Genomic DNA, 16,990 nt, shown 5'->3' with positions numbered 1-16,990 from the left:
ACAATATCTTGAACAATCCTGCATGATCCTAACACATTTCTGCTTATAGAGTTACGATCAGTTAAAATTTTGTAATATTGATTATGGGACACTCTTTATCACGACATAGAGAAAGTAGAAAGATCTACACATTGGTTGAAAATAAAACCACATATAATTCTGCGTATTCTGAATTAAATATTTTTGAAACTCATAAAGTAGCCGAAAAGGTTTCACTTACATTCGATTTTCCAGTTATTGCCAGTATGCTAACAGGTAAAAAAGTAATGCATCTTAATGGCTTGCCTTCCTTCGAATTTTTGCCAGGTGAGTCGGTGGTAATGCCTACAAACGAAGAAATGGTAATCGATTTTCCTATAGCGACCCTCGAAGCACCAACACAATGTCTGGCACTAGGGATCGATCCTGATAAGATCATGGAGGTAGCGTATCGATTTAACGAGGATGTCGCAATCGAACGCGAAAATAATAATTGGAATTTGGAAGAAGGCGTTGCTTCACATTTAACCAATCAACAAGAAGTAAACATTTTAATCGATCGAATGGTACGTACCTTCACTCATACTATAAATTCTAAGGATGTTTTACTTGACTTAATGATTCAGGAATTAATTGTACGGTTGCTTCAAACAAAGGCTAAAACCAGCATTTTAAATGATACTTTAAACGTTTTTCGAGATACTCGCATTGGATCGGTTGTGAAGTATATACGAGAAAACTTAACCAATAAAGATATTAGCGTAGATATGTTAGCACAACAGGCTTATATGAGTACATCGAGTTTTCATAAGAAGTTTAAAAATACGCTGGGTATTTCTCCTGTGGATTTTATGAATTCAGAAAAAATAAAATTTGCCAAAAAATTAATGAAACGAAATAAAAAGTTGTTAATTTCTGAAGTAGCGTTTCAATCGGGATTTAACAATGTTAGTTATTTTAACCGTCAATTTAAAAAACTGGAATTAATGACACCGCAGCAGTTTAAGAATTCGCTTCAGTATTAAGCTTTACTGAAGATACTTTTAAAAAATACAAAGGCAAAACCTACAAAGAGCATTAAATGAAAAGGGAACAACCCAAAGTCACTTTCATCGGTTCCTACTATAAATGCACTATACATTCCGAAAGCAAAATAGAGCATTAAAATCCCTTCAATAACAGTGTTGAATGAAAAATTGTGGGTGATATACTTATTGTCTTTCCAAGAATCCTTTAATGCATTAATATTAAATTTTGGAGTTCGAATAAAATCGCTTTTTTTTCCGAAGTGACCTTCTAGAACTGCTAGAGAATTATGAACCGAAAAGCCCATCGCAATCGAAAAGAAGGTAAAAAACATGCCAATATATTGTATAAAATTCTTTAACCCACCTCCATGAATTTTGGAGTATGTGCGCCAGTAGCAGATAAAAAATATTACTGTGCTTAATGCAAAGCCTGCAAGCACATAAAAGATAGGTTTCCACTCAGGATGCGCAGCTTTTATATATAGCATTGGAACACTTAATACCGCAACAATTAATACTAATAAAAACATGCTGCTATTAAGCAAATGAAAAAAGCTGTGAAATTTTGTTTTCCAAGAAACCGATGCATCGGTAAGTAATCGAGGATATAATTTCTGAAAATTTTCTGCCGCTCCCTTATTCCATCTAAATTGTTGTGATTTTGCTGCACTTATTACGACAGGCAATTCTGCAGGAGTTTCTACATCTTCAAGGTATTTAAATTTCCAATGTTTTAATTGAGCTCTGTAGCTAAGGTCAAGATCTTCTGTAAGAGTGTCTCCCTGCCAATTTCCTGCATCCAGAATACATTGCTTTCGCCACACTCCAGCTGTACCGTTAAAATTTATGAAGTGGTTGCCAAAATTTCTTCCGACTTGCTCTAGTATAAAATGGAAGTCTAGCGCAAAAGCCTGAATTTTAGTAAGCAAAGAATAATTCCTGTTTATATGGCCCCACCGTGTTTGCACTACACCAATCTTAGGATCTTTAAAATAGGGTATGGTTTGTAGTAGCCAATTTTTCTTCGGAAGAAAATCCGCATCAAAAATTGCAATAAACTCTCCTTTAGCTGTTTTTAAGCCTTCTTTTAGAGCGCCTGCTTTAAACCCTGAACGGATCTCTCTACTTAAATGCGTAATGTCTAGTCCTGTAGCCTGTAATTTTTTTATATGTAATGCGGTTGCTTGAAACGATTCATCGGTTGAGTCGTCGAGTACTTGTATTTCAAGCTTGTTCTTTGGATATTCTAAGGCGGCAATGTTGGTAAGCAAACGTTCCATCACATACATTTCATTGTAAACAGGCAGTTGTATGGTTACGTATGGGATTTCATTAGAATTCGTGAAATCGTATTTTGGTGCAGTACGATTCTTTTTTTGCGCCTTTAGGTAATTAACGTACAAATTGAGTTGCGCCAACGCATAGAAAAATATGATGAAAAGAGAGAGGGTATAAATTGCGACTATGCTAACGTCCAGAATCATTTTTTAAAGCTATATTTAAATATCCAGGTTAGGATTTTTACGCCTGCAAATATAGCACCTTTTACGGTACCAGAAACTTTTGAAACGCCTATTCTATTACGATATCTCACGGGAACTTCGGTATAAGTATATTTTCGTTTTAATGCCTTCAATTGCATCTCTACGGTCCATCCATATGTTTTATCTTCCATATTTAATGCTACCAACTTGTCATATTTTATAGCACGGAAGGGGCCCAAATCTGTAAATTTAGATCCAAAAAATAGGCTCATTAAACTTGTGGCCAACCAATTTCCAAATCGCTGTGGGAGGGTCATCGATCCTGGTTCTCTTAAAATTATATGTCGTGCTCCTACAACGAAATCGATATTTTTTTGGATAATCGGAGCGACAATAGCTGTTAATTCTGATGGATAATCACTATAATCGCCATCCAGAAATACAATAATATCTGGTTTTTTTTCTTGTTGGGAGACATATTCCATACCTTTTAAACATGCATATCCATATCCTCTTTTTTCTTCGGAAAGAACCGTCGCACCTGCTTCTTTAGCAATAGCGGCGGTGGCATCGGTAGACTTGTTACTCACTACGATCACTTCTGAAACTATTTTCGGAATAGCCACGATCACATGAGCGATAGAATCGGCTTCATTATAAGCAGGAATAATAACTTTAATTGTAGGTTTCATACTATTGGGGAACAAGAAATCCTGAGAGGCGAAGGTCGTATATTTTTTAGAATGTATTAAATAATTAGACGATTAAAAGAATTGTACCTAACACAAAAAAACGAGTCAACTTTTTTTTGAATTTGGCACCTAATTCATTTTAATATGGCGCTATAAAATGATTATTTTCTATTTACTAAGTCCATTAAATTAACATCGTTTCCTAATAAAATTTCGTTGCTATCTATGCGCCCGTTCATGCCATCGTTTTCAAGCTTTAAAACACCTCGTGGACAAACAGCAGAACAAATTCCACAACCTACACAAGAACTGCGCACAATATTTTCTCCTTTTTGAGCATAGGCACGTACATCAATACCCATTTCGCAATAGGTTGAACAATTTCCGCAGGAAATACACTGTCCGCCATTGGTGGTTATTCTAAATTTTGAGAACAAACGTTGTTGAAAGCCTAAGATCGCCGCCATTGGGCATCCAAATCGGCACCAAACTCTGCTTCCAAAAATAGGGTAAAATCCAACTCCGATTACTCCGCTAAACATGGCTCCAATGACAAAGCCGTACGTTTTGCGTAATTGATACGCATCGAAGAAAAATAGTTTTCCCGGACTGCTAAAATAGGTAAACAATAAAATAGATATAACAACCACAAAATATCCAATAGCACCATACGTAGCATCTTTCGCTAATTCTTTTCTTTTAAAAAGCATTACCCATCCAAAGACTAGTGTGAGTAAAATAATAACAAACCAGATAAAGACATCTTTTGATAGCCATAAATTATCATAAAATACCGTTTCCTGTTTTTCAGCTATGGAAAAGTTCGGGCCGTTGGGATAATCATTTAAGAGTACGGCACCTTTTCCGTTTTCGATATTTTTTAATGCTTGTGCATTTTCCGATTCTGAAACTATGGCATAATCTATTGTAATTCCTTCTGTTGCCTCAATATTTGGAGGCTGTTTTGTAGGGTCTTCATTTATAAAAACGACCCCTTTCGCACCTGCTTTTTGAGCTGCTAAAATACGTTCTCCAATAGGCTTTCCTTCTGCATCACTCATAAATATAACTTTATTCTCGAGCTGACTCCATTCTGAGATTTGCTGCGATTCGTTTCCTTTTAGGTAGGAAAAGACGACAGCAGTAGTCATAACAGTTACAAATACCACAACACTATGAACGACCCATCGTTCTATTTTCCATGCAGCCTGACTTTTATCACTTAAATGCCGAAAAGGATCTCCCGCTGTTTCAGCAAGGCCTCCGCAACCACAAACCCAACTGCAATACCATCGTTTCCCATATTTGTAGGTTAATATTGGAGTGATCACAAAAATGGAAAGTATTCCGAAGATCAACATAATAAGCCCTACATCTCCTGCACTTAAAAACTCATCGATCTTATACCCGGCGAATAACTCGTAATTAAGCGGCCAGATATTTTTAAAATCGTAATACGGCTGATTTAACCGCACTAAAATTTCAGGGATAATAAAGGCTAAACTTAACTGAAAGAACATAACCGAAATAGTTCGTATTATTTCGTATTTATTGTGTCTGTATTTATAGATGAATTTTATACCAAAAGATAGAATGGCAAGCGTATATAAAGTTCCATATAAAAACCATTGACTGGCAGGGTTTCCACTTAAAAATTTACTTAATGGGTCAAACAAAGCAACTACACCAGTATTATCACCATCTTTTACAACACCTAAATATTGGGGAAACCAGTAAAGAGCCACATAGAATAATGTAAGGGCAATTCCAATAAGGTACGCCCACAACCCACGGGAAGAAATAGACTTAAAATAAACTCCGTCGTTTTTAATCCCTGCATGTTTATGTACATAGGCAGCTCTTGCAAACCAAACAATTCCAGTGCCCATTGCAACTAATGAAATTGTTAGCCACAGCGTTTTGTTAGGAAAATTAACATTAAAAAGTGCCGCCATTAAAATAGCAAAGCCGGTTAATCCTAGTGCACTAGCAATTTTTTGTTGGGTATTGATCGATTTAGGATCGCCCGTAAGCGACATATCCCGTTGAATTGTGCTCATATTATGCGGTAATTGTTTGTTGATTAGTATATGCCGAACAGATTTCTGGCTCGTATTTTTTATAAAATTCGGGATCGAAATTAGCCTCTTTGAGATGTTCAATTACATAGTCGATAGATCGTTTCTCTGTGAGCCATCGATCTATTACTTCATGGCGCATTCTAATTCCGAAGGTGTTAATACCTAAAAAGACATTCGTGTCTTTATGAAACGATATGGTGACGCAACGTTGGTCACTTTCACATTTCCAATGGAACTGTGCTTCGTGATCTTTTAATTTTCGTTTAGAATGAACCCATCCATACGTCTGGTATTCGATGTCGAAAAATTTAGCACTGTTGAACCAATGACCTGGATTGTATTCCATATTGTTTCCACACAGGGTTTGCGCAAGTACCTCGCCCATCATTCTACCGGTATACCAAACTGCTTCCACTGCTGGACGATACCCAATGGGTTCCCGTTGTTGAGCACAATCACCAATGGCAAAAATGCCAGGAATATTAGTTTCAAGGTTCCTATTTACTAAAACCCCTTTATCGGTTTCTATCTTTGAATCTTGTAAAAAAGCAATATTTGGTTTTACTCCAGTGGTTATCCCTACAATAGAGCAAGGAATTTCTTCTCCTTCTTTGGTTACTACTGCTCGTACATTCCCGTCGGCATCGCCTAAAATTTTGTCAAGATTTGTTTCATGTCTCAGGTCAACACCATGGGATTGAATATGTCTGGAGATCATTTCAGCTTCTGGATTTGGTAATACCCCAGTCCAAAATCCTTTTTCACGAACCAAAAATGTAACCTCTATATTACGGGTACGTAACATTTCAGCTAATTCTACTCCAATTAAACCACCGCCAACAATTACTGCTCTAGGACATTCTAAATTGTTCGGCGCATATTGTTCTAAAGATTCAAGGTCTTGTTTCGATACAAGGCCCAAAACACCTTTAAGATCTAATCCTTCCCAGCCAAACGTATTTGTGGTCGAACCGGTCGCAAGAACTAGTTTGTCATATCGAAGTGTATCTCCTTCTTTAAAAAATAATGTTTTAGTTTCGGTATCGATTTTTTCTACAAAACCTTTTTTTAGATCCAACCGATTTTTCTCCCAAAACCAAGATTCGTAAGGTTCTAAATGATTCCATTTCATATGACCCATATATACATACATAAGTGCCGTACGTGAAAAGAAATATTCTGTTTCAGCAGAAATAATAGTAATTTTTTTGTCGGAAAGTTTTCGAATGTGTCTTGCCGCAGTAATGCCGGCGATGCCATTTCCGATAATAACAATGTGTTCCATGTTGTAGAAGTAATGACTATTCTGTCGTATTTAAAAATACATATTTACAATTCGGTAATATGTTTTTTTTTCTGAAATCTTTTTTGAAAGGATGTAAGTTCTTTGTGAGGTATACCGACTGAAACTACCTAGCTATAACAAAACATGAAAAAAGCAATTGTTTTATTCCTCATTATTTTTACCAGTATTCTTACAAATGGATTTTCTCAAACCACCACAGAATTCTTTCGCGATGCTGATACGTTTTTTAAGACTTATGTGAAAAACGGAAAAGTAAATTATAAAGAGATTAAACAAAACGAGGCTTCTTTATCTTCTCTTTTAGAAAAAGCTTCAAAAATCACGGTGGCTTCTTCGCGTGCAGCCGAATACCAATCGTTTTGGATCAATGCGTACAATCTTTCAGTAATTCAAGGAGTTATAGCCAATTATCCAATCGAATCCCCTTTAGACATTGATGGGTTTTTTGATGCCACGACCTATTCTTTAGGTGGTGTAGATATTACTTTAAACGATATTGAAAATAAAAAATTACGCGCCCAATTCGACGAACCTCGATTCCATTTTGTACTCGTGTGCGGGGCAAAAGGCTGCCCGCCATTAATTGCCGAAGCGTATAAACCAGCAACACTTGAAAAACAATTGCAAAGACAAACAGTAAAGGCGTTAAACGATTCTTCTTTTATAAAAGTCTTTGAAGCAAAAATTGCTATTTCCGAAATATTCTCATGGTATAAAGAAGATTTTGTAAAGAACAGAATGAATGAAATTGATTTTTTAAATCTTTATAGAAAGGAAAAAATTTCTTCAGATTGTATTATTGAATATTATTCTTACGATTGGCGATTAAATTCTTATTAGATCCTTCATTTAAATTGTTTCCGCTTGTCGTAACTCGCTCTAAATTGGCAGGTCATGGGAAACATTTTAGAATACTTTACGAGATTCATTTTTGAAGGGATGCCCATAGTATCCATTTAAATTGTATTTTTCGTTCTGAAGAGAATTCAATTTTTTATGAACCATCGATGTTTCTTTCTCGTAGTAATTTTAGCGACTGTCTTTTCTGGATGTGCGCAAAAACAGACGTCCCCTTCTGAAGCCGTACAACTTAATAATCCAACATCAAAGATAAATGGAGTGAGTTTTGTTGCATCTAGAAACACGGTAATACAAGAGCATATAGATCCTTTGATACAATTGCATGCCAATTATGCTGCCGTTATGCCATTTGGATTTATACGCAATATTGAAACGCCAGAAATTCTTCATAACAACGATCGACAATGGTTTGGTGAAACACGATCTGGGGTAAAGCAATATGTAGAAATGCTTCATAAAAATAACATTCGAGTCATGATAAAACCCCAATTGTGGTTGTGGCATGGAGAATATACGGGGTTTTTAAAAATGACTTCAGAAAAAAATTGGACCACGTTAGAAGCATCATACCGAAGTTTTATACTCGAATATGCCGAAGCAGCTTCAGAATTAGGAGTTGAAATATTTTGCATTGGGACCGAATTAGAGCAATTTGTTTCGCAACGACCAGAGTATTGGTCTCAACTCATTTCAGAAATTAAAACTGTGTACTCAGGAAAACTTACCTATGCTGCTAATTGGGATGAATATAAACGAGTTCCTTTTTGGAAAGAATTAGATTATATTGGCGTAGATGCTTACTTCCCAGTTTCTGAAAATAAAACACCAACTGTAGAATCGGTTCGAAAGGGTTGGGCGCCGTGGAAGCAGGAACTAGAAAATATAGCACGTCAAGAGAACCGAAAAATATTATTTACCGAGTTTGGATACCGAAGTGTTGATTTTAGTGGAAAAGAGCCATGGAAAAGTGACCGACACGAACAAGTTGCCAATATGGTAGCACAAAACAATACCACTCAAGGGTTGTTTGAAGAATTTTGGTCTGAGGATTGGTTCGCAGGCGGATTTATATGGAAATGGTTTATAGATCACTCGAAATCTGGCGGGCCAAAAAATAATCAGTTTACGCCACAAAACAAACCTGTGGAAAATTTAATAAGAAACCATTATAAGAACCACAGGGAGTAATTTTCTATAATTTATTTGGTTCTTCTTTCTTTCATTGATTCTTGATATGCTTTAGAAAGATCGGTCTTTTGTTTTTCGGTAAAAACTTTTCCTGCTAATTGAAAAAAAGATTTTTCCTCATCTTCTAAATGGTGGTGTACCTTATCACAAAGTTGTTTTGCGTACGTTAACCAAGCGGGAGAATCCATTTCGGCTTCTTCTACCTTTTCAATGAGTTCGTCGATTTCGTGATGTTCGGCAATTCCATGTCGAGCGTGTTCTTGCATCATATCGTTATGGATAAGGGGAGAGTAGAAATGACGTTCCTCTGCATCTTCATGATGAATTAATTCGCTCTTTAACGCTTCGAACAATTGTTTTCTATCTTTCGATTTTCCACTAGTATCAAGGACACGTTTGCATAAATCTCTCTGAATATCGTGGTCTTCTCTAATGGCTTCAAATATAGTTTTCATAGGGTTGGTTTTTGTGAATTCTGAAAATACAATGAATCCTTCAGTTTTAATGTTTACAAAGTATTAAAATTGTGGAATTAATTTTCAGAAGAAAAAAAGGAGAATGCTAATTTATTTATCTGAAAAAACTTCTTTGGGTTGCACGCCCTTTTCTGAAAGAGTAGCTGAAGTCTTACGATGCAATTTAATATGCTTAACGTAATAGGCGTAAAGTTCTTCTGCATCGGCCCCCAACCATCTCTTGACATAAATCGCCCAAAAATGATACTGTAAATTCCAAATTCCTTTTTCTCTGTACAAACGAGCGGAGGACGTGATCCATTCTTGTATAACGATAAATTTATTTCGCGAGTAAAGTTCGTTGATGAGAATATTATCCTCATAAATTACAAATGTTTCATCGAAACCTCCAATTTCATCGAAAAGTGCTCGGGTAATAAACTGACTTTGATCGCCACCTCGACAGGCTCTCCAATTAAATTTAGTGAGCCAACTAGCCAAACGAAGCCACCAATGATCGCTGTCGAACTTCATTTTAAAACATCCCGCTGGATTCCCTTTTTGCACTGCTTCGGAAATCAAACTATCATATCCTTTGGGAGGAAAGGAATCTGCGTGAAGAAAGTAAAGAATAGTTCCAGTAGCATGCTGTGCTCCTGTGTTCATTTGTTTTGCTCTTCCCTTTTCTGAAGCAATAAGTTGAATAGGAAATGTGGAATTTCTTGAAAAACGCTGCACAATTGTACGCGTATCATCGGTACTTCCACCATCGATCACCAAAATATCAGCGATTTGTGTTTCGGAAGCATTTTTACACAAATGAAGCAGTAACGACTCGATCGTTACTGCTTCATTTAATACGGGAATGATGATACTAATCATACAGGCGTAAACATACAAAAATATAAAAGAGTGTTACAGGTTTTATTTTTGTTCGTTTAAGTTCCAATCGTATTCTTTAAAAACGATGGGTGCTCTGGTATTGATCTCAATATCGCTATATTGATTAATATATCCAGCTAGATTTTCTTTACCGGCTACTTTAAAATCTTTGGTGTAAAAGTCGAAAATTTTTGAAAGTTTTGGAGAATTTGGAGTAATCTCGTTTTTATCACTATTAATAAATTCGTTAGTTACACGTTCTAACTGCTCATTGATCTTTCCGGCCGTATACGCTTCATTTAATAATTTTGGACACGAGATAGACGCACAGTTAATGGCAAAGTGTATTCGTGGTTCGTCCATTTTCCGAAGAATTCCATTTTCAATACCTCCTAGGGAAAGCTCTCTATTTCCAACGGGAATAAACCCTTTTGTAAATGCACCTTTAATATCTTGAATACTTTTTGTTGGGTAATTGTCTAGAATTAAATCTACGGTATATACATTATAAAGATTTATATAATATGCTAATAACTCCTGTACACTCCAGTCATTGGTGGGGTCATACGACGATAAATTAGTCATGTATGCGTTTAGTTCGGCACGGTCTTTTTGAAATCCTTTGTAATCAACTAGTCCGTTTTTATCCACGTGCTTTTTAAGCAATTTGTCCCATGCGGAGTGGTCTACATTTACTTCAGAATTTGCTGTTGTGGAAGTTAATTCCCCTTCTACTTGTTTGGTAGGTTGTCCGTTGCTGGTAATTCCTGCTGCACTTGTTAAATTGCAACTTTGTAATGATATAAAGAACGTTGCGAGTACAGAAAATTGTAATAGAAATTTCATAAAAATAATGTTAGATGGTTTAAAAAATACGCAGAAACTTACTTTTTGGTTTTAACAGGATATACTCCCTGTTGCACAAATCCTTTCGGAAAAGCATCGTCTCCTTCGAATCCCAACTCTATATCACGCCCATCGTGGGGAATATGGTTGGTTTTGAAAAGATAATCCCAAACACTTAAAGTGAGACCGTAATTAACACCGTATTTAGTGTGTTTTGGCAAAACTTTAGCGTGATGCCAGATATGCATTTTCGGATTATTAAAAATGTATTTTAAAACTCCATAATCCCATCCAAGGTTTGCGTGATTTAAATGTCCTACTGTAAGAGCGAAGAAATGAACAATAGCTACCGCCTCTATTTCGAAGCCTCCAATAATGGCTAAGGGAATATATAAAATGGATTTGTACACAATAGGTTCCATCCAATGGTATCGTAAATGTGCAGCAAATCCCATCTCTTTTACAGAATGATGTAGTTTATGAAAATTCCAAAGAAACGGAACCCTATGTAAAAGTCGGTGTGTATTCCACTGTACAAAATCTGATATGAGGAAAAAAATTAAAAGTCCGAGGCCAAAAGGCAAGGCATTTAGCTCAAGTAGTTGAAAATTGGATAACTCGATTCCTGCGAGACCTAAAATGTCATTTAATAAAGCTTCAGCCGTGTTGGAAAGAAAAATAAGTACAATAAGATTCAGAAGAAAAAAATTAAAGAACATATAGAATGTATCGAGCCAAAAATCTTTACGAAATATTTTCTGATTCTTTCGCCAAGGAAAAGCCAGTTCTAAGCCCCAGACCACCAAAGAAACAATGATCAATCCGTAGAAATAATTCTCCCAATGAAAACTAGTAATTTCTTTGAGCAGATAGTTGAAATATCCTGAATACGAATCTTTGAATATGTTGCTATATTTTTCCATAAAAAAACCTGCTTTCGTAGTCGGAAAGCAGGTTGTGAAATTACAGGTTTCTTAAAAGACTAGCAACATCCACCACCATCGTAATGAAAGGTAGACTCACTAAAATAAATATCTTCTCTGCCAAGATTTTTTAAGGCGCTTGCTGTTTTATCGCATATAGCAAGCGGTTGATTTTTAAGTAAAATATGACCTTTATCATCATCGAAATAATCTTGATCTCCATAATAAATAGCAGCTTTCCCAGTAAAAATACAAGGACCATCTTCTGGCATCGGATCTTTAATGGCAGCTACTTCTATAGATTCGATGTAGATGAGTTCGTCGGTAGGATAGTTTTTTGGGTCTAAAATTCGGTATGGTTTACGAGCACGTATTTCGATAGTTCCAAAGCCTACATCTGTTAATGCTTTTACATATTCTGAAATTGGAAGGCTGCCACTTAAACAAAGGGCTCGCAGGCGCTCATCGCTTCTAAGGGTTTCGTTCATTTGTTGTTCACAGGTAGGATCGCTCATGACCAATTTACCATGAGGTTTTAAAACCCGATACATTTCTTCGATCGCTTTTTTTAGATCTTCTGCCTTAAAAATGTTGAAGAGGCAGTTCTGTGCAGCTACATCTATAGAGTTATCGTCTACTGGAAGATTTAAAGCGTCACCTTTTTTAAGGTCGACAAATTCACTTTTAAACCAGTCATTTTCTTTTTCCGCAACTTTAAAATTTTTACGGGAAGCTTCTAGCATTTCGTCTACTACATCGATACCTACAACACCATTTTTTTGACGATTAAAGTAGGAAAACTGAAGTAATTCCATTCCACCACCAACACCTACATATAGCATTTTAGGATTGTTAGAAAGATCACGGGCATGTACGGTACTTCCGCAACCGTAATTCATTTCCTGCATGATCTTTGGGATTTTTAATCCAGGGAGTTCCCAAATAGGGTTTGTTGTACAGCACAACCCTACATCTGGGGTAAGCGCGGCTTCTTTGTATACGTCGTGTGTAGTGTCTAGGTAACTCATAAAGTTTTAAAGTGATTTTATTAATTCTGTGAATAGCGTAATCATATTTGGTTCTGCTTTTCCCGCTGCTGCAATAATGTCGGGAATGTCTACTGGTTTTAAATTATCGGGATCACACTCGTCTGTTAAAACAGAAACTGCAGAAACGGGCAGTCCTAAATGATTTGCCACAATGATTTCTGGTACGGTGCTCATTCCAACTGCATCAGCTCCAATAATTTTTAAATAGCGGTATTCTGCGCGAGTTTCCAGCTGCGGTCCTACAACGCTTGCATAGACACCTTTGTGAAGCGTAATATTATTTTTTTTAGCTATCGACTCTATTGTTTCATTCATTTTAGAATCGTATGGAGCACTCATATCTACAAAACGTTCTCCCATTTTCTCTACTCCTCGGAAAGCCAATGGCGATCCTCCCTGTAAATTAATATGATCATCGATAAGCATGATTTCTCCTTTTTTATAGTTGAGATTAATCGCGCCAGATGCGTTACTTACCAATAATTTTTTAATACCTAATTGATACATTACTCTAACTGGAAACGTAACATCTAACAAGGTGTACCCTTCATACAAGTGAAAACGACCCTGCATAAGAATCACTTTTTTTCCACCTAAGATTCCGTAGATAAGTTTTCCTTTGTGAAATTCTACGGTCGCTGTTGGAAAGTTAGGGATATGGTTGTAACTAACTTCGGCGATTACTTCTACATTTTCTATAATTTGTCCTAATCCGGTGCCAAGAATAATTCCTATTTCAGGAGCTTCAAAACCACGTTCTTTTAAAAATTCTACCGATTGTTTAATAAATTTTTTCATGAATCTTTTTTAGGGTTGGTTGGTACACTTAAAAATTGTTTAAATACATCAATATCTTTTATGTCTTCGTAATAATCTACGTCATTACGGATGGACAATTTGCATACAGAATGGTCTTTAAGGTCTTTAAGTGTTTCTTCAAGGACAGTATTGGTTCCCCAAGTTTTGTTTCTAAAAACCGAAGCGGTTAGATGTTTCATCCCTAAAAGATAATACCCGCCGTCTTCGGCAGGACCAATTACAAACTCATTATTTTCTAAGGCAGAAAACGCTTCGTTTAAATCTTGAGTGCTTAAATCGTACATATCGCTGCCAATAACAATTGCATTTTCGTATCCTCTTCTAAAAACATCGGCAAATGCATGATACATTCGTGCTCCAAGATCTTCTCCAACCTGCTCTGTTTTGCTGTAAATCATATTTTCCCATTGATCATTATTCTGCACATTTTCAGAATAGAAAACAAATTTGTCTGCATTGGCTAGTTTAGTGATCGAAACAGTATGCTGAATTAGAAATTCGTAAATTTTTAAGGCACTTTCATCTCCTACAGTTGCTGCAAGCCTCGTTTTACATTTTCCTAATTCTGGATTTCTGGTAAATATAATCAATGCATTTTTTGACGTAGGAAAATGAAATACATCTTTTGCATCTTCTTTATTATCATGATTTTTTGTGCCTAGAATTGCCATTCTATATGTTTTTTGCTTTTATAATTTTCTTTAAAATAACTCATTCTTCATTGTACACTTTTTCTCCTTCTGTTAACCATTTGCTCCAAGCTTTAGAAAACGCATGTATTTTTTGAGTTTCAGTTCCTGTAGAATCTATTACAGGATAGTTTTTATTTTTCCATTCAAAGATACCTCCATATAAATTATGAACATTTGTGAATCCGGCTTTTTGTAACTTCTCACCTATTTTTTCGGAACGAATTCCGAGGGAACAATACACAATAATTGGAGCGTGTTTATTAGTTATTTTTTCTGAAACTTCTTCCGAAGAAAAATTAGTATATCCAATAAAACTTGAAGACTCAATATGACTTATTTTAAATTCTTCTTCTTCTCGGGAATCTAAAATAACCACTGCTTCGTTCATTTGAAGCATACGTAATTCTTCGACTGAAATATACGGAATACTTCGCGTATTGTATTGTTTTAATAATGTATCTATCGATTTTTGAGCCATTGTGGCTGTCGAAACAAAAATGAATAGTATGATAAGTAATTTTCGCATTTATATCTGTTATACGGTAATTCCGAAGCCTTGCAGACCACTTTCTACCGGAGGCAAAATCTCTGTGTTGTCCCAAATTCCCGTTATAATCGTACGGGCATATTCTTCGGGTAACAATCCGTTTTGCATTAATTTGCTGGTTAACTGATAGTGATAATCGAACGATATATGCTCAAAGATCAATCCGTTTTTAGTTTCCTCCATTATGGCACACCAGACTTGGGGTGTACCATCGTTAGCGGGCATTCCAATAACCCCAGGATTCAGCCAGAGTAGATCTTCATGTTGATCGTGAAAAGGCAAACCACAGTGCCCCGCTATAATTACGTCACTTTTCATAGCTATAAAATTGGGCGCTTTTACTTCCCAAGGTGTCGACTTAAAGATAAATTCAGATATGTTTTCTGAAGATCCATGAACTACAGTTGCTTTCTTCCCTGCATACCTAAATTGAATATGATCTGGTAATGTTTTCATGAAATTAAGCGAATCTTGCGATAATTTGCTTTGAGCAAACGGATACCATTGTTGCGAAAAAGTATCACAACGCGACCCTTTTTTAAAATCACACCCACAATCTTCGGCTCCCTCTTGTAACTGAAGCTCTACATTTCCAGCAATACTTTGTGCTCCCCATAATTTAAACAATTGTACAGTTTCTTCAGGCTGCGCACAATAGCCTACAATATCTCCAGTGCAAATACAATTCTCGGGAGGAATCCCATGTTGTTCTGCCATGTGTTTTAATTGTTCGAGTGCTTGCAAATTACTATATACCCCACCGAACAGTAGCACTTTTCCCTTTAAGGTTCCAATATTTTTTATCGTTTTATCCATACCGGTATAAAATATAAAATGATGCATGTTGTAATTCCCCAAGCATTGATCCATAGTAAGTCTGCATATTTTCCACTTGTAAAAATTAATTGCTTCGGAAAGAGATCAAGCACGAGTAAAAATCCGAAAACCAATCCACAGATTACACTCGCATAAAAGCTAAGTTTTGGTGCTTTTATGTTCCAGAATAAAAACACAGGAGTTAACCCTATAACCATCGTTCCTGAAATGGTAGTAGCAGATAAAATTTCGGCATTCAAAAAAACGGGAATGGTCCCTAACATAGCAATAGCTACCATGGCGGCTCGTCCAAAAGTAAGATCGATTCCCATTTTAAGGTCGACGGCAGTTAGTTTTGAAAATGACGAGAACGTCGAATCTAAGGTGGAAGCAGCTGAGGTAATCATGATAAAATTAATAACCAAAAGAATAACCACTCCAAAAGCTTTTCCTACTTCAACGGCAGCTTGTCCTTTCATTCCCTGCGATTGCGCATATACACCCACTAAACTAAATAATACAATGCAAATTGCACCTAGTACACTAGCCCAAAGAAAACTTGTTCTTGTCACTTTCGGAGAACTTAGAAAAGCTCTATCGGTAAGTACAGGATCGTGAAAGGGATAGCTAAAAGATTGTATAATAGCAGCAAATAATAAATTTAAACCGAGCTCGAAACTCCAAACTCCAGAGGTAGCTGCTTCTGTAACTGTAAATTTTTCCGAAGAAAATATAACGAAAAGTATGACCGATAGTAATACAGCAAACAATCCCATTTGAATGACATCTGTAAAAATAGAACTGCTTAGCCCTCCTTTTACTGCGTAAGCGAGGGTGAGGCCTGTAAATAGTAGGATTGCTATATAATAGGGCGTACTTCCTTGATCTCCAAAGTAGGTTCCAATAACCATTGTATTGCTCCATACTTCATTAAACAATCGAATGGCAATTAAGATAGAGAACAATGCCATAGCACCTCTTCCAAAACGAGAGGTAAGAAATTCATGAATACTTTTAAAACCACCTTTGGTTCGCATGTTATAAATAAGAACTCCCGCTACAGCAAAAGAGAGATAATATCCCGCATAGGCAACGCCACCCACTATACCAAAATCAAGACCTAGGTTTGCTGCGTTGGTAATGCTTTTTGCGAAAATCCAGGAAATAATAAGACTTCCTGTAAGCATAAAAACATTCGGACTTTTTTTAAGATGTGTCGCTTTAAAGAACTGATCTGTGGTTTTTGCCAATGGAGAAAGAAAAAACAATACCAAACTTGATACTGTGATTAGACCCCATTGCCAAATATAAATGCTCATAGTATGTTACCTATACAATTAAA

17 protein-coding genes are annotated in these 16,990 nt (G+C 36.2%); 3 read left to right on the top strand and 14 right to left on the bottom strand.

Annotated elements, in window-relative coordinates:
* The first annotated feature begins 83 nt into the window (after positions 1–83).
* Entirely contained in the window at positions 84–1,004 is a 921-nt protein-coding gene (locus ULVI_RS03630; RefSeq protein ID WP_068589858.1) for an AraC family transcriptional regulator, read from the top strand.
* Here ULVI_RS03630 and ULVI_RS03625 read toward each other — a convergent pair.
* The 4 genes from ULVI_RS03625 to ULVI_RS03610 all read right to left on the bottom strand — a co-directional run bounded on the left by ULVI_RS03625 (position 1,001) and on the right by ULVI_RS03610 (position 6,549).
* Positions 1,001–2,491, bottom strand: coding sequence for a cellulose synthase family protein (locus ULVI_RS03625; protein WP_068589856.1), 1,491 nt, complete (start codon positions 2,489–2,491; stop codon positions 1,001–1,003). The two genes, ULVI_RS03630 and ULVI_RS03625, sit on opposite strands and share 4 nt — an antisense overlap.
* Entirely contained in the window at positions 2,488–3,183 is a 696-nt protein-coding gene (locus tag ULVI_RS03620) for a glycosyltransferase family 2 protein (RefSeq protein ID WP_068589854.1), read from the bottom strand. The genes ULVI_RS03625 and ULVI_RS03620 overlap by 4 nt, the downstream gene beginning before the upstream one ends.
* A 161-nt stretch (positions 3,184–3,344) precedes the next feature.
* Positions 3,345–5,243 (bottom strand): 4Fe-4S dicluster domain-containing protein, encoded by a 1,899-nt coding sequence (locus tag ULVI_RS03615; RefSeq protein WP_068589851.1) that lies wholly within the window; start codon positions 5,241–5,243, stop codon positions 3,345–3,347.
* A 1-nt stretch (position 5,244) separates the two neighbouring features.
* Positions 5,245–6,549, bottom strand: coding sequence for an NAD(P)/FAD-dependent oxidoreductase (locus ULVI_RS03610; protein WP_068589850.1), 1,305 nt, complete (start codon positions 6,547–6,549; stop codon positions 5,245–5,247).
* A gap of 144 nt (positions 6,550–6,693) precedes the next feature.
* Here ULVI_RS03610 and ULVI_RS03605 point away from each other — a divergent pair, with 144 nt between their 5' ends.
* Positions 6,694–7,410 carry a DUF547 domain-containing protein gene (locus ULVI_RS03605; RefSeq protein WP_068589849.1) on the top strand — a complete coding sequence of 239 codons (717 nt, stop codon included), beginning with the start codon at positions 6,694–6,696 and terminating at the stop codon, positions 7,408–7,410.
* 156 nt (positions 7,411–7,566) lie between these two features.
* Complete coding sequence (locus ULVI_RS03600; RefSeq protein WP_082830779.1) at positions 7,567–8,619, top strand: glycoside hydrolase family 113; 1,053 nt, start codon at positions 7,567–7,569, stop codon at positions 8,617–8,619.
* Positions 8,620–8,630: 11 nt separating this feature from the next.
* On the opposite strand, the gene ULVI_RS03595 is transcribed toward ULVI_RS03600, so the two are convergent.
* From ULVI_RS03595 to ULVI_RS03550, 10 genes are all read right to left on the bottom strand, one after another.
* Positions 8,631–9,074: a hemerythrin domain-containing protein gene (locus ULVI_RS03595; RefSeq protein ID WP_068589848.1), complete on the bottom strand. Its 444-nt coding sequence runs from the start codon at positions 9,072–9,074 to the stop codon at positions 8,631–8,633.
* A 111-nt stretch (positions 9,075–9,185) separates the two neighbouring features.
* Positions 9,186–9,956, bottom strand: a complete 771-nt coding sequence (locus ULVI_RS03590; protein ID WP_068589846.1) for a TIGR04283 family arsenosugar biosynthesis glycosyltransferase — start codon at positions 9,954–9,956, stop codon at positions 9,186–9,188.
* A 42-nt stretch (positions 9,957–9,998) separates the two neighbouring features.
* Complete coding sequence (locus ULVI_RS03585; RefSeq protein WP_068589845.1) at positions 9,999–10,802, bottom strand: DUF547 domain-containing protein; 804 nt, start codon at positions 10,800–10,802, stop codon at positions 9,999–10,001.
* 38 nt (positions 10,803–10,840) lie between these two features.
* The gene (locus ULVI_RS03580; protein WP_068589843.1) at positions 10,841–11,725 is read right to left on the bottom strand and encodes a sterol desaturase family protein; all 885 of its coding nucleotides are present in this window, start codon (positions 11,723–11,725) and stop codon (positions 10,841–10,843) included.
* 59 nt (positions 11,726–11,784) lie between these two features.
* The gene (gene arsM, locus ULVI_RS03575) at positions 11,785–12,753 is read right to left on the bottom strand and encodes an arsenosugar biosynthesis arsenite methyltransferase ArsM (protein ID WP_068589841.1); all 969 of its coding nucleotides are present in this window, start codon (positions 12,751–12,753) and stop codon (positions 11,785–11,787) included.
* Between the two features lie 6 nt (positions 12,754–12,759).
* A complete protein-coding gene (locus ULVI_RS03570) occupies positions 12,760–13,572 on the bottom strand; it encodes a purine-nucleoside phosphorylase (RefSeq protein ID WP_068589839.1) in 813 nt (270 codons plus the stop codon).
* Positions 13,569–14,264, bottom strand: a complete 696-nt coding sequence (locus ULVI_RS03565) for a TIGR04282 family arsenosugar biosynthesis glycosyltransferase (RefSeq protein ID WP_068589836.1) — start codon at positions 14,262–14,264, stop codon at positions 13,569–13,571. Before ULVI_RS03565 ends, ULVI_RS03570 begins: the two co-directional genes overlap by 4 nt.
* A gap of 40 nt (positions 14,265–14,304) precedes the next feature.
* Positions 14,305–14,811 carry a rhodanese-like domain-containing protein gene (locus ULVI_RS03560; protein WP_068589834.1) on the bottom strand — a complete coding sequence of 169 codons (507 nt, stop codon included), beginning with the start codon at positions 14,809–14,811 and terminating at the stop codon, positions 14,305–14,307.
* A gap of 9 nt (positions 14,812–14,820) precedes the next feature.
* Positions 14,821–15,648: a metallophosphoesterase family protein gene (locus ULVI_RS03555; protein WP_068591355.1), complete on the bottom strand. Its 828-nt coding sequence runs from the start codon at positions 15,646–15,648 to the stop codon at positions 14,821–14,823.
* Positions 15,633–16,967, bottom strand: a complete 1,335-nt coding sequence (locus tag ULVI_RS03550) for an SLC5/6 family protein (protein WP_068589832.1) — start codon at positions 16,965–16,967, stop codon at positions 15,633–15,635. Before ULVI_RS03550 ends, ULVI_RS03555 begins: the two co-directional genes overlap by 16 nt.
* Positions 16,968–16,990: the final 23 nt, after the last annotated feature.

Origin of the sequence: Cochleicola gelatinilyticus, from assembly GCF_001637325.1 — a bacterium.
Taxonomy (GTDB): Bacteria; Bacteroidota; Bacteroidia; order Flavobacteriales; family Flavobacteriaceae; genus Cochleicola; species Cochleicola gelatinilyticus.
This window is presented reverse-complemented; position numbering and strand designations above follow the sequence as displayed.

Bases quoted from the DNA above. Each gene is read 5' to 3' on its own strand.
- ULVI_RS03630 (WP_068589858.1), top strand. From the start codon at position 84: ATGGGACACTCTTTATCACGACATAGAGAAAGTAGAAAGATCTACACA.
- ULVI_RS03625 (WP_068589856.1), bottom strand. From the start codon at position 2,491: ATGATTCTGGACGTTAGCATAGTCGCAATTTATACCCTCTCTCTTTTC.
- ULVI_RS03620 (WP_068589854.1), bottom strand. From the start codon at position 3,183: ATGAAACCTACAATTAAAGTTATTATTCCTGCTTATAATGAAGCCGAT.
- ULVI_RS03615 (WP_068589851.1), bottom strand. From the start codon at position 5,243: ATGAGCACAATTCAACGGGATATGTCGCTTACGGGCGATCCTAAATCG.
- ULVI_RS03610 (WP_068589850.1), bottom strand. From the start codon at position 6,549: ATGGAACACATTGTTATTATCGGAAATGGCATCGCCGGCATTACTGCG.
- ULVI_RS03605 (WP_068589849.1), top strand. From the start codon at position 6,694: ATGAAAAAAGCAATTGTTTTATTCCTCATTATTTTTACCAGTATTCTT.
- ULVI_RS03600 (WP_082830779.1), top strand. From the start codon at position 7,567: ATGAACCATCGATGTTTCTTTCTCGTAGTAATTTTAGCGACTGTCTTT.
- ULVI_RS03595 (WP_068589848.1), bottom strand. From the start codon at position 9,074: ATGAAAACTATATTTGAAGCCATTAGAGAAGACCACGATATTCAGAGA.
- ULVI_RS03590 (WP_068589846.1), bottom strand. From the start codon at position 9,956: ATGATTAGTATCATCATTCCCGTATTAAATGAAGCAGTAACGATCGAG.
- ULVI_RS03585 (WP_068589845.1), bottom strand. From the start codon at position 10,802: ATGAAATTTCTATTACAATTTTCTGTACTCGCAACGTTCTTTATATCA.
- ULVI_RS03580 (WP_068589843.1), bottom strand. From the start codon at position 11,725: ATGGAAAAATATAGCAACATATTCAAAGATTCGTATTCAGGATATTTC.
- arsM (WP_068589841.1), bottom strand. From the start codon at position 12,753: ATGAGTTACCTAGACACTACACACGACGTATACAAAGAAGCCGCGCTT.
- ULVI_RS03570 (WP_068589839.1), bottom strand. From the start codon at position 13,572: ATGAAAAAATTTATTAAACAATCGGTAGAATTTTTAAAAGAACGTGGT.
- ULVI_RS03565 (WP_068589836.1), bottom strand. From the start codon at position 14,264: ATGGCAATTCTAGGCACAAAAAATCATGATAATAAAGAAGATGCAAAA.
- ULVI_RS03560 (WP_068589834.1), bottom strand. From the start codon at position 14,811: ATGCGAAAATTACTTATCATACTATTCATTTTTGTTTCGACAGCCACA.
- ULVI_RS03555 (WP_068591355.1), bottom strand. From the start codon at position 15,648: ATGGATAAAACGATAAAAAATATTGGAACCTTAAAGGGAAAAGTGCTA.
- ULVI_RS03550 (WP_068589832.1), bottom strand. From the start codon at position 16,967: ATGAGCATTTATATTTGGCAATGGGGTCTAATCACAGTATCAAGTTTG.